Below are 14,723 nucleotides of genomic sequence, written 5' to 3' on the forward strand. Positions count from 1 at the left end.
TGTATAGTTTAAAACCTTGGGTCCCTGTCTATTTTATAATCATCTATAATTGAGCCATGAGGGGCTATTATTTCAGCTAGATATCTTCCTGTCTCATCTGTTATTCTAAGTTCAGCAGAAACATTTTTATTGCTTTCCTCTTCTTTTTTATGCAATACATCATACATAAGGCTTATTAATGTATCTAATTTACTTTCTAAGTTCTTATTAGAAGTATTATTAACTACATTGGAGAATGAACTATTATAACTATTTGAATTATAATAACTTCCTCTTGTTAAGTATTGAGATGTATCTATTCTAGGCATAGTAAAATTAGATAAGTTTACACTTCTTAACTTTAAATTAGCTTCTCTAGGTATTTTATATGGCCCTGAAATAGTAGGAATATCTCTAGTAATGCTCTTAGGACCTTTGCTAATTGTTTGTAGTACAGTTGTTTTTATAATTGTACCATGTATAGGTTGTGAGTAAACACTTCTTATTCTATTCCAGTCAGCTATAGCTGCATTAGCCATAAGCCTTGTACTTGTAGTTACACCTCTATACATTTCAGAAGCACTTTGTCGAGCCTTTAGAGACATTGCATTAGCACTGTCTCTTACTCCATTATGCATACGGCTAGCTTCTTGCCTAGCTACATCAGCCATTTTAGAATAAGACTTTTTAGAACCATTATACATATCAGTAGCTGATTGTTGAACTGATTTATTAGCTTTTTTCATATCAGCATCTGTATTAGATGCAAGTTTTCCAGTTCCTTTTTTAGATTCATTAGCCATATTATTAGTGGCATTCCCAACATCTTTAGAGGCCTTATCCATATTTGCTTTGGCTTTATTTCCAGCATCTTTTGTACTTTTATCAATATTTGATGCTGTTTCATTATATTCTTTAGAAACTTTATCTTTTGTATTTTTTGCATTTTGAACAGCTTGATTTTCAGCATTCTTAGTATTTGTATTTACTTTGTCTGCTCCCTCTTTGGTTTTAGTATCCATTTGCTGTTTCATTTGTTCCATAGCTTGGCTAATATCTTTTTGCATAGTATCTGCATCAATTTTTCCTGCAGCAGCCATTTCTTTTAAGTTCTGCTCAACTTTTTTTGATGCTTGTTCTACAGACATACCTTGAACTATTCCTTGGAACATCATTTTAGTTGTATCATTCATACCCTGAAGTATAGACAATTGGGTAAAATCCATATTATGTAATTGTTGACCTAAAACTTGTGAGGCTGTTCTATATTTTCCATCAACTATTCTAGGAATAGCATCCATTATAGTATTCATAGATTCTACAGTTCCATTTAATTGTGTATCTGTAGCATTTCTCAGTTGGCTCATTCCACGAGTTGTAGTAAGGACCATTTTACCCATAGCTTCTTCTGTATTTAATTTCATTTTGGCAGTCATTTTATCAAATGCATCATTTACAGTAGCTCCACCTGGACCATCTATTATTGCACCTATAATATCAAATACTCCCATTATAGCTATAGCTAAATTTCCAAAAGTTAATTGAACATGTCCAGAAACAAATTCACATACTCCTCCAATTACAGTTCCAAATCCACCAAACTTTTCCTGTAATTTAAGTAATGCATTTTCATTATCTCCAATCATAGCAATTAAGCCACCTATAGCAACAATAACAGCACCTATTCCGACTGGAGAAGCCAACAAGCCTAAAGCTGATTTTAGTCCACCAATTGCAACAGCATTTTTTCCCATACCGCCTTTTAATTTATCAAGTAAAGTTACAGTGTTTCCTCCAACTATCATAAGTTGACCTAATCCCATAAGTAAAGGTCCTACTGCAGCGGCCATAGCTCCAATAGTTACTATAGTTTGTTGAGTAGAATCATCTAAGTTAGAGAACCATTTAGCTGCATCTGTTATCCATTTAATTATATTTTCTAAGACTGGTTCCATAGCTTTAAAAGCTTCAATTAAAGCTCCTTCAATTGAGGATTTCATATTATCTATAGATCCACCTAGATTATCTTTCATAATTTTAGCCATTTCAGCTAATGCACCATTACTGTTTTTTAATTGATCTTCTAATGTATCATACTCTCCAGAAACTCCAGATAATAACTTCATTAATGTATCAAATTGAGTTTTTCCTCCGACCATAGCAGCATACTGTTGTTTTTGTTGTTCTGTTAAATCAGAAGTTCCATCGGCTGTTACTCCAAGTTTCTGAGCCATTTCTTTTAATACATCAACCATATCTCTTTGTTTTCCTGTTGAATCATAAAGAGATATTCCCATAGCTTCTAAAGCGTCTCCAGCTTGACCAGTTTCTGTTATTAGGTTTGAGAATACTGATATAAGAGCATTTCCAGCTTCTGAACCTTTAGTTCCTCTATTTGCTAATACTCCTAATAAAGCTCCTGATTTTTCAAGGGGCATATTTAACTGGTCAAACATTCCTCCAGCTACGGTATAAGCTTCAAGCATTTCCTCCATAGAAGTATTAGATTTTCTTTGTGCTTGAGCTGTTATATCTAAGTATTTTGAGAAATCTTCAGATGCAACTCCAGCGGCAGACATAGAATCTGTAACTAAATCTGCACATCTAGCTAAATCCATTCCTCCAGCTTCAGCAGCCCTAAGAACTGGCTCAATTCTATCTATTTGAGTTTCTACATCCCAACCTGCAAGGGCTAAATATGTAAGTCCATTTGCTGCATCTGTAGCACTAAAAGAAGTTGTACTACCCATTTCACGAGCTTTTCTTTCAAGGTCTACAAATGACTTAGAAGTTTTATCAGTTATACCTGAAGTTGCTTGTAACTTACTCATAGCACTATCAAAATCAACACCGAATTTTGTTGCAGCTCCAGCCGCCGCACCTATAGGTACAGTTACACCAGCCGTTAAACTCTGTCCTACACTCTTTATATTAGAACCAGTATTTTTTAAACTTTCTGAAACTTTATCAAAAGGCATCTGTTTTAGTTCATTAGATAATTGATTTACTTCTGTTTGAACATTATTTAATTGTATTTTGTATTGAGATAACTCTTTATTATTTTGTTCAATCTCAGTTTCAACTTGGTTGTAACTATCTTTAAGGCTTAATAGTTTTTGATTTAGTTGATTAGCTTCTGTGCTATTTTCTCCATATTTACTTTTAGCTTCTGATAGTTCTTTTTCAAGATCATTAATTTCCTTTTTTAATTGGCTATGCTTGCTCTTATTTTCACTTAATACAGAATCTAATTTATTTATTTCAGATTGGTAAGCATCTACTTTTTGATTACAAGTGTTTAGATCATTTGCTATTTTATTTATTTCATTACCTAAATTCTCAAAATATCCACCACTTTGTTGAAGTTCACTGCCTAACTTATTTAACTCTGATTGAGTTAATTCACTTTGAGTTCCTATTTGTTCTAACTTCTCATCTAAAGTTTGAGTTTTTCTTCCTAATTCCTCAAACCTAGTTTTAGATTCATTAAGTTCAGATGTTAATTTATTTATATTGCCTTTTGTAACATTGATATCAGTAGATAATTTGGTTAATTTATCAGCATTCTTTTGTACTAAGTTAGCTTGCTCTTTCCATTCCTTTGAATTTTTATCAATACTTCCATCCATTTCATCTAATTTTTTCTTACTAAGTTCAAAGGCTTTAGCAACTCTCTTATGTTCACTTTCTTGAACTTTTAGCTTTTTATTATTATCTTCTAATTGTTTTGTAGTTTTCTTTATCTTTGCATCTAAACCTTGATATGTATTTTCAAAGTTTTTAATACCTTTCCCAGCTGCTTTAAATTCTTTTTCAGTTCTATTTATAGATTTATTTAATGCTGATATCTGTTTATTAGCATCTTGAGATTCAAAACTTAGAGCAATGGCTAATTCGCCTATTTCTTCTTTCTTGCCTGACATTTAACCACCACCTTAGAAATCCTCAACTTTTTCGTCTTTTATATTGTTGAATTTCTTATATATTTCAAATTGTTCAAAGTAATTTTTAGGTGTTATATTCCAAAAATTATCACTTCTATTAATTACACTATTCCACATAAACTCCATATGGCTTAATTCCCAATCTTTGTCCTCATATAATAAGTCGTCATCTTCAAAAATAGATTCTTCCTTAGATTCTACTTTTGGAAGGCATCTAGCCATAAGATCATTTATATATGAAAATATTGAATTATATCTATTAATTATTTGAAGGTCGTCTTTAGGTTTAGTTAAAAATAAATCTAAAAACTCATCTTTCTTTTTCTCATTTATACTTGATAAAGTATTTAATACAAATGAGGATATATAAGTCATTTCATATTCAGAAATTTTTTTAAAAATATTTGGAATAGTTGTTTTTATACCCTCACTTAATAAATCTTCTTGAATACTTTTTAATGAGTTCATATCCATAGTTCCTTTAAATTTAACACCTTCAAATTCTAATGTAGACGTATACATTTTTATCACCTAATCCTTAGTAACTAATATTAAAAAGGCTCTATAAATCTATAATTGATTTACAAAGCCTTTTACTTTTTATATTTATTCTTTAGTTTCTAATTTTTCTTTTTCTGAATCATCTTTACTTTTTTTAGGTTTACTTTCTTTTACTTCCTTTATTTCTTTTTCTAAGTCATTTGTATCTTCTTTACTATCTTTTGAAACTGCTATCATACCTGATTTATCTTCAGGAACATATTCTTTTTGTTTCATTTTCATAGCAAGCAAATCTTCTAATTCTTTCGGGAATTGAACTTCTTGATACCATTTTGTAATCTGTGTTTGATCTACAGTAGGATCATTTGTATCTATAAAGAAATAAATTAAATTTACGCCTTCATGTTCACATGCACTTATAGAGTATTCTATTTCAGTTGTTTCATATTCAGTCTTTCCACCTTCTATAGTATCTCCTGATATATCTGTTGGAGAGCACTTACAAGCATATATTACATATAATCTCTTAGCTCCACCCTTTAATCTTCTTTCAAATAAAAAAGCACCTATAGGAGCTTCATCTGTATCCGCTACAGCTATTCCACCTTTTACAGATTTATTTCCAAATAATAAAGTTCTTTCTTCTTTACTTAATCCAAGAGTAGTTAATTTACCTTCTCCACCACCAAATAAATAATCATTTATAACAGCGATATTATCTGCCCATTCTTCTACGTTTTCATATTTGAATTTATTCTCAACTTTTTTAGCGTGAAGTATTCTAACTGGTGTTTCAAATGCACTTCCATTAAATTCAGCAAAATGTATATTTGATAAACCAAAACATGCTTTTATTTTGTTAGTCATTTAATTACCTTCTTTCTTATTTTTGTATTTGATTGGCTGTTTTTAATTTCGTACACGAAATTAGTCATTTTGAACACAAAAATAGTAGTTTCGTACACAAAACTACTATTTTTAAATTTATATATTTAGTTTTCTATTTTTTAACACCTGCGGTTATTTCTTTAATTACAACATCTTTAATTTTTTCATTTGCTTTTTTTACAGAGTTGTTAAATGATTTTTTCATCCATTTTTTACCCGCAACTGCTTTTCCACCTCTTTGAAACCCATACTCTTGATAATATCCATATACAACCTCTCTTTCATGAGCATTAATTATTCCTATATGGACAGATCTCTTTAATTCTGTTCCACTTTTTTTATCCACTCCTAAACTAGCTTTTAATCTTCCACCAGTTCTACGATTTTTTTTATCTGGAACATGAACAGGAACATTTTTTAATTCTTCTTCTAAAATAATTTCTGCTCCTGCATCAAGAGATTTATCTATTACATTATTTCTAATATTTTTCTGTATAGCCATTAAATTAGCTTTTACTTGGTTGAAATCAACATTTAATCCCATATAAAAGTTTTCTCCTTTAAATATGTTTAAAATTGCATTGATGAATATATCAAAAGGAAAAATAAAACCTCTTAGAATCGAATTTAAGAGGTCGTTTTTTTATAGATAAAATCCATATTTTTACCATATATATTTTTTGTTTTTAAATCCTCTCCACCATCATAGGCAAAGCCATTTTCCTTTAATAAATCCCTTATTTTTTCCCATTTATCAATATTCTTTAAACTTTTGAAATAATAATTTATAGTTATATAATAAGTTTCAGATAGATTTGTATTGTCAAAGAAGTCACTCTCTTTGTCATCATATATAGAAAATACTATATATTCATCTGAATCACCTTCATATTCCATCCAAGCTATATCAATTCCTAAAGTTTCAAGAATACCTACCAGGTAATTATGCATCTTTCCACCTACTTTTTATTAAATACTATGAACATTTAATTTTATATATTGCTTATTTATTATGGTAATAGCACTTTTAATTTCATACTCATTTCCCATGTATTTAATTTGAAATTCTTTACTTATCTTTGGATTTTTTCTACTATCCAATATAGGTGTATATCTTATAATTACTTTTTTTGAGATATTAGATGTTAACTTTTCAGATACAACACTTTCTTTTTCCTCAATATCTTCTATATTAGCCCATAAACTAACCATATCTATAATCTCATTATCTTCAAGCGTTCCCTTACTTTTTATTGATTGTATTATTATTCTTTCATTTAACTCCATTCAATCACTTCCTATTGCAAATTTGTAATTGATTTATAATACAAGTTATTCCAAAAGGTATTTCATTGTATTTACTAACATTATTATCTTTATAATCATACCAATGCTTCACTAACTTCTTTACAAGCAACACAAATAAGTCATTTTCATAATCAATTTTTACGCCTGAATTTTTAAGATACATTTCTGCAGAGTTTTTTAATTCTTCTATTTCTTTATCTATTTTATTATTTACTATATAATCTAAATCCTCATCTATCCTACACGAAAATTTTATTGATTTAATTATTTCTCTTTCTTTATCCATATCATCACCATAATAAAAGAATAGGAGAACTTCCTATTCTTTTTGTTTATTTATTAAATCTATTAACTCATTTTTATTTAAATTAGAGTAACCTGAAAAACCTCTTTTTTTACAAATCTCTTTAAGTTCTTGTACGTTTAATTCGTTTAAATCTGTAATAATATCCATTTCTTCAGATTCATTAACTGGGAGTCACTGTTGCTATTCTAAATGCAGATTTTAATTTTATCTGATGATCAAACCAAGCTGTTAAAACGAAATCTTCCATACCAGTTTTAACATTTTTATCTCTATCATATAACATGTCTAAATCATAGTTAAAATGAGAGAATGAAAAGTCTCCAACAACAGGATCTACAGCTTTATCACAGAATGTAACAGGCGCACCTAAAACTTGTTCTGGTTGAGCTGCATATAAGCTAGTTGTTCCATTTGATAGCATTTCTATTATGTCATAGTAGTCTGTTCTAAGCATAAATATTTCAGCATTATCACTATACATATCTTCTAAATCTGCTAAACATTTTTTTATAGCTTTATATTTATTTTCTCCTTCTATTTTCTTTATAGCATTTTGAGTTGAATAAAAAGACATATGCTCTTCTCCCGATTTAGGACTCTTTGCAAATGCAACTTTCTTTTCTTTTGCTGCAAGTCCACTTTCAAGTGCACTTTCTACAGTTTGAACTAAATTAGTATTTGTCCCTCTTAAAACAGTTTCTGAAATACTTGCAAATACTTTAAATTTATGTCTTCCAAATGCTACTGTATCTGTTGATGTAGCTAATTCTTTTGCAGTTTCTCCATCTTCTATGAAATCATCATCATCTAAAGAGAATGTTATTCTTGGTATTTCTAAATTAGTTATATTAGTAAGTGCAGAGTGTCCTCTTAGTTGATTTTTAACCATAGGCTCATGTAATAATTCTGTTGTCATAGTGCTTGGTAATATCTTTCCTCCATTACCCATACTTGAATCATCACCTAATGAATTTAAAACTGTATTATCTACAGGTTTACCTTCCATTACATTTCTTATTAATGTTGCTTTTGCATTTATTTTTATATCATTTTCGCTATTTCCTAAAGATTTATTTTTCATTTTTTGAGCTTCTTTATTATCTAACTCTTCTATTTGCTTTTTTATTCCATTAAATCTTTCTTCTAAGTCTTTTACTACTTTTTGTTGCTCTGATCTTGATTCAATAGTAGAATTAGAATCCATATACATATTAGATAATTTCTCACTTTCCTGCTTTAATTGTGCCTTAACTCCATCAAACATTTGTTGTAATTGAAATCTATTCATATTTTTTCTCCTTTATTTATAAATTTCTTATTCTTTCTATCATTATTTTTGTAGCTTCATCCATTACTAAAAGATCATCATTTGATTCTTTAATTTTATTGTTATTAAAAAAAGCCGTATTTGATTGTTTATCAATCTTTACGACTTTATCATTAGGTAAATTATATTTATCAAAATAATTAGATATACAGTTATCTATATTTACAGAACCTTCTAATTCTATATTAAAATATTTAGAGGCTTCTTCTCCAGTTAACCATGTAGATTCATTTATTAAATTATTTATTTCATCTTCAGTTATACCAGACCTTGTTTTCTCCATATAAATACTTAAAATAGATTTTTGGCAAGTGTCTAATATTTCAATTTGTTTTTTCATTTCATCTGCATTTCCATAACACCATGTTAAAGGCTTGTGAATCATTAATATAGCATTTTCAGGCATTATTATTTTATCTCCTGCCATAGCTATAACACTGGCTATACTGGCGGCTAAACCATCTATATAAGTAGTTATCGTTGCATTATATCTTTTTAACTGGTTATATATAGCTAATCCTCCAAATACGGAGCCTCCTCCAGAGTTTAAATGAATATTTATATTTTGAACATTTTCTAATTCATCTAAAAACTTTTTTACATCAGATGGACACATGTCATCTTCATACCATTCACTTATCCAAGACTCTGATACAATATCTCCATAAAAATATAAATCAGCACTATTTCCAGTCTGATTTTTTATTTCTATTCTTCCAGAATCTTTAATTTGTCCAGTTTTATAATCTACGCCTTTAAGATTTAATACTTTGGCCATTAATCTCACCTCCTTTTAATAAAAAATTTATATCTTTAATAGGAATTAAATCCCTACTTATTAATAAATCATCTCCATGTGGTTTAGGTGGCATATCTTCAAACATGCGGACTTCATTCGGAGTTAATCCCGCAGATCTAATCATTTTAAAATAAAACTCTCCTCTTGTTTTCATATCTGCTCTTGCAAATCCATTGAGGTTAAATTTAACCTCAAATCCTTCATCCTTTTCATAATTAGATAAACATTTTTTATTAAACTGTTGTTCATACATACGGATAACAGGAAGAATAGTATCTACTAAAAATTCTAAATCTCCCTGTTCTGCACTTGAGTAAGTTATATTTTTTGCAGATAGTTTATGCGGAGGTATGTTAAAAACTCTCGCTACTCTAGATACGGTTATTTCTTCAACTTCAAAAACTTTTGGATCTATAAAAGAATTGTTTTTCAGTTCCTCTAATGACTTCCCATTATCTAGGTATATTATTCCTTTATCCATATATTCTTGTATTAGCTCATGGTATTCACTTAATTTATCAATAGATAGATTAGCTCCTACTTTAAATGCATATCTAAATCCTATTCCATTTTCTAACTGTTCTACACTTAAATTTTTAATTTTTTCATCATAATCTAAAGTGTTGTATAGTACATCTATAGGGCTTATACCGCCATACTCATCTGCACTTATATGGCTAACTTCTATTATATGCCTACTGTGTATATACTCTTCTTTTACTTTATACCATAATTCTCCGCTTTCTTCGTCTTTATATGGTGTTACATAATCTGGATTTAATATCCATATATAGGATATATTTTCATAATAATCATATTCTTTTATAGCATATGCTCTACCTTTTGTGTTTCTTATAACTTCCATTATTCTTATAAATTCAAAAGTTGTCATGTTAGGATTTACTCCATCTCTTAATAATCTAGCTATTGTATTTTCATTAGCACTTACTTTTTCATACCCTTTCCTTAAATGTATAGGTACACTAGCTACAGCATTAGAAATTAAAGATATTGCAGCAAATATGGTTTCATTATTGGCTATATCTTTGTTTGAAGAGTAAAATATTCTTTTTTTGCCTCTACCTTTTGCATTATTTTTTTGATTAATTGTTTTTTTGAATTTAAATTTTTTAAACCAATTTAACCCACAAGATCACCTCTTTTAAATTTATTTTGGTACAAATGCTATATTTGAACTTTCCTTAGTTTCAAAATATAATTTCCAAGCATCTAAAATAGCATCAATAGGATCTATTCTATTTTCTTGTAAATTTTTATCTACCTTGATTTCTCCAAAACTGTTTTTAGTAGTTGTAGCATTAATTGCACTCCATTTTAATAACTTATTATTTTTATCATATTTAACTTGTTTTGATTTTATAGATAATCTAAAGTCTACGGTTGCATCGTTTAAAGCCTTAGCACTTTGAGGTATATCTATTAAATCACAACCTAAAAAGTCTAAATCTGCTATAAAAGCACTTGCATTATGATTATCATATCCACATGACTTTACAGTTATTTGATATTTTTCAAGTAAGTCTTTTAAATAATTTATAATGAACTTATAATCTGTTTTTATTCCAAATGCTCCTGTTGTTAATGTCAATAATTCATCTTCAACCCATATTCTATATGGAGCATCATCTGAGTTTTCATGTTCTAATAATCTTAATTCTGGCATAAATGAATGACTATGAATAAATATAGTACCATCCTCTAATGGAAAAATAAGTGCTATCGAAGTTAAATCGCCTCCACTTGATAAATCTATTCCTAAAAAACATTCTTTTCCTTCCATATCAGATATAGTTAAATCTGAAGCGCAATCATTTAAGCATTCTGCATCTAAATAACTTCCACCCCTATAACTAACCCATATATTAAGCCACTTCGTCTTAAAATCAAGTAAATCTTCTCCACCTTTTTCCTTTACTTCTATAGCTACTTCACTCATTTTTTTTACTTCATGCATATTTATAGTATCATCTTCATTTAAAAGTAATAGAGGATTAGATTTTACCCAGTTTTTGTAATTCCATATATCATCTTCTTTATCCATCTCAGCTATATATATAAATAAACTTTCTTTTTTTACAACTCCATCAAGAACCTTTTTGCAAAATTGATAATGTTCATAACAAAAACTATTAAGGTCAAATCCAGCTGTTGTTATAGCTAAAATTAAAGCATTGTTTACTTTTCTTTGTCCTCCTAATAAAAGCTTATATGTTTGATTCGTTCTATGAGCATGTAATTCATCAGGTATTGCTAATATGCTTCTAAATCCATCCATAGATTTAGTATCTCTTCCAACAGCCTTTATTACTGTTCCTGTAGCTCCTGCTGTTATTTCATTTGTAGATTCAGTTATTTTAAACATTTCTTCAAGTTCTTTATCTGCTATTATAAATTTCTTTATTTCTTTCCAAACTATTTTTGCTTGATCCATTTTACTGGCTGCGCAAATTATATTACCCATTTTATAAGTTGAAAAATTACTTGTTTTTATAGCTTTAGATCCACTTAAAAAAGACTTCCCATTCTGTCTTGCAATTTGAATGTAAGCCTCTCTAAATCTATTGTATCCAGTTCTTTTTTCTACCCATCCTTCTAAACTTCCTAAAATGAAATTTTGAAACCCTCTTGTTTTTAATGTTTGAGCTTCATCACCTTCAAGTATTGTAAGGTCATTGTATAAATCTAAAGCTTCTTCAGATTTTGAAACATCCCATTTATAGTTAAAATCTTTTGTTTTACTGTTTTTTAAGTCTTTAAGATGTCTTTCACAAGCTTTTTTTACACTATCGCCTGTTATAACCTTACCTGAAACAACTTTTTTCGCATATTCTGTTACTCTATCTTTACGCCTTGCCACAACTTACACCTTTAAATATTTCATAAATTTATTTTCTTTTGTTTCAGGTTCTGGAATTATAAGTTTTAGTCTGTCAGTTGTAGCTACTCCTAACTTCGTTGAACATCTCATTATCCTAGATATATATTTATCTTGGGCATTTATTAAAGGATTTAATTTTTCACTATCTTTACCTTGTACTGTGTATTGCTTATTCTTACGCATTTGTTTTTCAATCTCGTTATAATGACTCCATGCATCACAATACATTATTATAAAGGGCAAATCAAGATTATCCCATAACCCAATTTTTTCAGCAGCGCTAACAACTCTCTCAAACTCTTTGCTTGCAATTTCATTATCTTTTAATGTTTCAGGTACTATTAATTCATCTCTATCTAATTTTAACTTTTTTTCTTGATTGCTTCTATTTTCCTTTTCTTTTTTAGTAAGATGTTTCTTTGTAGTTGATACAGTTTTTCTTTGCCTACCCATAATCTACCTCCTTTCTCCAAAAAATTTTTAAAAAGGGAAAATCTCTGAATATATATACCCCTGCTCGCTCGGTAAATCCCCTACTTATATTTTTAAAGGTAGGGGGGTATAACTTGTATTTGCCATTTTAAGCCTTTGTAATTCTATTCTTGATACTAATTTTCATATTCCATTTAATAGCTTTTATTATTGCAGAAAAGATTCTCTGCCTTTTCAAGTATATCTCTAAGCTTCTTTTGAGTAGATTCTTTATCTTTTCTATATAAAGAATGTATCTTATTATGACTCTTCGTACTAACTGGTATTAAATTCAAATTATCTAATCGTTGCTCATAATCTTCTGTTACTTCAACAATATGATGAACTGTATTAGCTTCCGTTGTTTCTTTTCCATTCACAAAGAAATCCCATAAGTCTACATAATTATATTTAATTAATATATATATTCTTTTTTCTTCCCATTCATCAGTATGATAAAATGCATCTATATTTTTATTTCTATTTTTAGAATTGTAAACTTTATAACTTTTTCTTTTATTATTTATATACTTAGACTCACACTTATCACATCTGCTTTTACTTTGGCTTATAATTTTTCCACACCTGCAAAACTTCTTTAACATCTTGATTCTATACCTGTTCTAATATCTTTTTCTTTAACCTATCAGAATGTAGTTTCATATTCCTTAAACACTTCTGAGACTTATTAGTTTTATTAATATCTTTGATGAGCTTCTGATATCTTCTTTGCTCTTTCATTATGTATTCATCAACACAAGAAGTCACATACTTATGATTGCATTCTCTACATTCAAAGTATGTGACTTTTATATTATCAATCATCTTATCTTTTAGATCTTCCTCTTCTATATTGAAACTATTATTGCATTGATCACATATAACTATCATCTTATCGCTCCTGTTCTTTATGAGTACAATCTGAATCTTTTTTCTCTTTCAATAAATTACTTAAATAATCTATACTAAGTATACATTTCATACTTGCATCTTTGCTTAATGCAAAGTTGTATCCTTTAGATATTTTATTCCATGATTTAATTGCCTTTTCTCTTGACATGCCTTTCATTCCATATTTAAGTATGAACTCATCTTTAGTTACAACTTTCATTATTCCTGGACTATATTTAATATCATTAATACTATCTACATAACTTTTAAAGTCCTCCAGCTTCTTTTCAGCTTCAGTTGTATCTATATCAAGATTAACCTCAATATCAGTTTCGCAATTACTTGTATCTTCTATTGGATCATATAGCTCTTTAAGTATTTCTTCGCTAATTGAGCCAATTCTGCCTTCACATTTTATTATATAATCCATAGTTTTAACTTTACGCATTGGATTATATTTATCAGGTATTAAACATACTGCTTCTTTATCTTTAAAGTCCTTAACTCCAAATATTATATTTTGTTTTTCTATTTCTTCTTTTACCCAGTCTATCTTTTCTATGCTTTCTATATCTCCAGTCCATTGAACAGCTTCTATTGTTGCACTTTTCTTTCTGTATTTAGTCATGGTAATTTCACTCCTTTATTTATACTTTTATATTTTAAAATCAATATAAACTTTGTTATAATTTAATTAACCTATATAAGAGGTTGTTTGTTTCTTCTTTTGCTGTTTAAAATTTACACAAAAAAAGAGATAATACTATTTTTAGTGTTATCTCTTTTTCTTTTCTAATTTTGCTTTTACTATTTAAATCTAAACTTAAACTTTGCTATAATAAAAATAGCCTCTTGTAGGTGTCACATTTTCGTTTTGTCGATTTTTTAATTCCGTACGGAAAGTAGATGGTGCTATTTTAGTATCATCTACTTTTCTTTTCTAATGGTTTAATTTTATTTTTTACTATTTAAATCTAAACCTAAACTTTGTTATAATTTAATTAACCTCTTGCGAGGTATCATGTTTTTCTATATTAATTTCTTATGAAAAAGAGATGGTGCTGTATAGCATCGTCTCTTTTTGCTTTATAATAATTTAAGTTTATTTTTATATAAAAATTATTTTTTATTATTTAAACCTAAACTTAAACTTTGATAAAATAATTTCAACCTCATACTTAGTATTTTTTTACTGTCTTTCAAAGAAATTAAATTCCTTAAAAGAAAAGAAATGATTCTATATTTAGAATCATTTCTTTTCTTTTACGAGAACGTGATAAGTAGTTTATACTCCATACCGCTATAGAGTGCTCTTAAGAGCCGTAAAGTTATATTGGAAAGGATAACAAGTTTTGAACTTGTAACTAATACATCCAAAGTATCTGTTTTGCCACTTAAACTATATCCTC

General features: G+C 28.6%; 16 protein-coding genes and 1 tRNA gene. All 17 read right to left on the reverse strand.

Translation table 11 applies throughout. The annotated features are described in order from the left end of the window. Window positions 1–8: 8 nt before the first annotated feature. On the reverse strand, window positions 9–3,902 hold the full coding sequence (locus ATCC9714_RS10455; RefSeq protein ID WP_057545227.1) for a phage tail tape measure protein: 3,894 nt from the start codon (window positions 3,900–3,902) through the stop codon (window positions 9–11). A gap of 12 nt (window positions 3,903–3,914) precedes the next feature. Then, window positions 3,915–4,445, reverse strand: coding sequence for a hypothetical protein (locus ATCC9714_RS10460; RefSeq protein WP_021125760.1), 531 nt, complete (start codon window positions 4,443–4,445; stop codon window positions 3,915–3,917). Window positions 4,446–4,529: 84 nt separating this feature from the next. Continuing rightward, entirely contained in the window at window positions 4,530–5,291 is a 762-nt protein-coding gene (locus tag ATCC9714_RS10465) for a major tail protein (RefSeq protein ID WP_057545228.1), read from the reverse strand. A gap of 133 nt (window positions 5,292–5,424) precedes the next feature. Next, on the reverse strand, window positions 5,425–5,856 hold the full coding sequence (locus ATCC9714_RS10470; RefSeq protein WP_057545229.1) for an HK97 gp10 family phage protein: 432 nt from the start codon (window positions 5,854–5,856) through the stop codon (window positions 5,425–5,427). A gap of 83 nt (window positions 5,857–5,939) precedes the next feature. Further along, window positions 5,940–6,263 carry a hypothetical protein gene (locus tag ATCC9714_RS10475; RefSeq protein ID WP_021125765.1) on the reverse strand — a complete coding sequence of 108 codons (324 nt, stop codon included), beginning with the start codon at window positions 6,261–6,263 and terminating at the stop codon, window positions 5,940–5,942. Between the two features lie 18 nt (window positions 6,264–6,281). After that, entirely contained in the window at window positions 6,282–6,599 is a 318-nt protein-coding gene (locus ATCC9714_RS10480; protein WP_021125766.1) for a phage head completion protein, read from the reverse strand. A 4-nt stretch (window positions 6,600–6,603) separates the two neighbouring features. Then, on the reverse strand, window positions 6,604–6,906 hold the full coding sequence (locus ATCC9714_RS10485; RefSeq protein WP_021125767.1) for a head-tail connector protein: 303 nt from the start codon (window positions 6,904–6,906) through the stop codon (window positions 6,604–6,606). Window positions 6,907–6,939: 33 nt separating this feature from the next. Further along, complete coding sequence (locus tag ATCC9714_RS10490) at window positions 6,940–7,074, reverse strand: Rho termination factor N-terminal domain-containing protein (protein ID WP_081013578.1); 135 nt, start codon at window positions 7,072–7,074, stop codon at window positions 6,940–6,942. Window positions 7,075–7,087: 13 nt separating this feature from the next. After that, complete coding sequence (locus tag ATCC9714_RS10495) at window positions 7,088–8,215, reverse strand: phage major capsid protein (protein WP_057545230.1); 1,128 nt, start codon at window positions 8,213–8,215, stop codon at window positions 7,088–7,090. A gap of 16 nt (window positions 8,216–8,231) precedes the next feature. Then, on the reverse strand, window positions 8,232–9,032 hold the full coding sequence (locus tag ATCC9714_RS10500) for a head maturation protease, ClpP-related (protein WP_057574249.1): 801 nt from the start codon (window positions 9,030–9,032) through the stop codon (window positions 8,232–8,234). Beyond that, a complete protein-coding gene (locus tag ATCC9714_RS10505) occupies window positions 9,010–10,161 on the reverse strand; it encodes a phage portal protein (protein ID WP_057574248.1) in 1,152 nt (383 codons plus the stop codon). Before ATCC9714_RS10505 ends, ATCC9714_RS10500 begins: the two co-directional genes overlap by 23 nt. 60 nt (window positions 10,162–10,221) lie before the next feature. Further along, the gene (locus ATCC9714_RS10510; protein WP_054630883.1) at window positions 10,222–11,931 is read right to left on the reverse strand and encodes a terminase large subunit; all 1,710 of its coding nucleotides are present in this window, start codon (window positions 11,929–11,931) and stop codon (window positions 10,222–10,224) included. Between the two features lie 3 nt (window positions 11,932–11,934). Then, window positions 11,935–12,405, reverse strand: a complete 471-nt coding sequence (locus ATCC9714_RS10515) for a phage terminase small subunit P27 family (protein WP_077065685.1) — start codon at window positions 12,403–12,405, stop codon at window positions 11,935–11,937. A gap of 173 nt (window positions 12,406–12,578) precedes the next feature. Then, the gene (locus ATCC9714_RS10520; RefSeq protein ID WP_021125776.1) at window positions 12,579–13,028 is read right to left on the reverse strand and encodes a hypothetical protein; all 450 of its coding nucleotides are present in this window, start codon (window positions 13,026–13,028) and stop codon (window positions 12,579–12,581) included. Window positions 13,029–13,035: 7 nt separating this feature from the next. Next, window positions 13,036–13,314, reverse strand: a complete 279-nt coding sequence (locus tag ATCC9714_RS10525; protein WP_057545233.1) for a hypothetical protein — start codon at window positions 13,312–13,314, stop codon at window positions 13,036–13,038. Window position 13,315: 1 nt separating this feature from the next. Further along, entirely contained in the window at window positions 13,316–13,942 is a 627-nt protein-coding gene (locus ATCC9714_RS10530; protein WP_021125778.1) for a hypothetical protein, read from the reverse strand. 706 nt (window positions 13,943–14,648) lie between these two features. After that, window positions 14,649–14,723, reverse strand: a tRNA-Pro gene (locus tag ATCC9714_RS10535).

It is taken from the genome of Paraclostridium sordellii, assembly GCF_000953675.1.
GTDB classification, from domain to species: domain Bacteria; phylum Bacillota; class Clostridia; order Peptostreptococcales; family Peptostreptococcaceae; genus Paraclostridium; species Paraclostridium sordellii.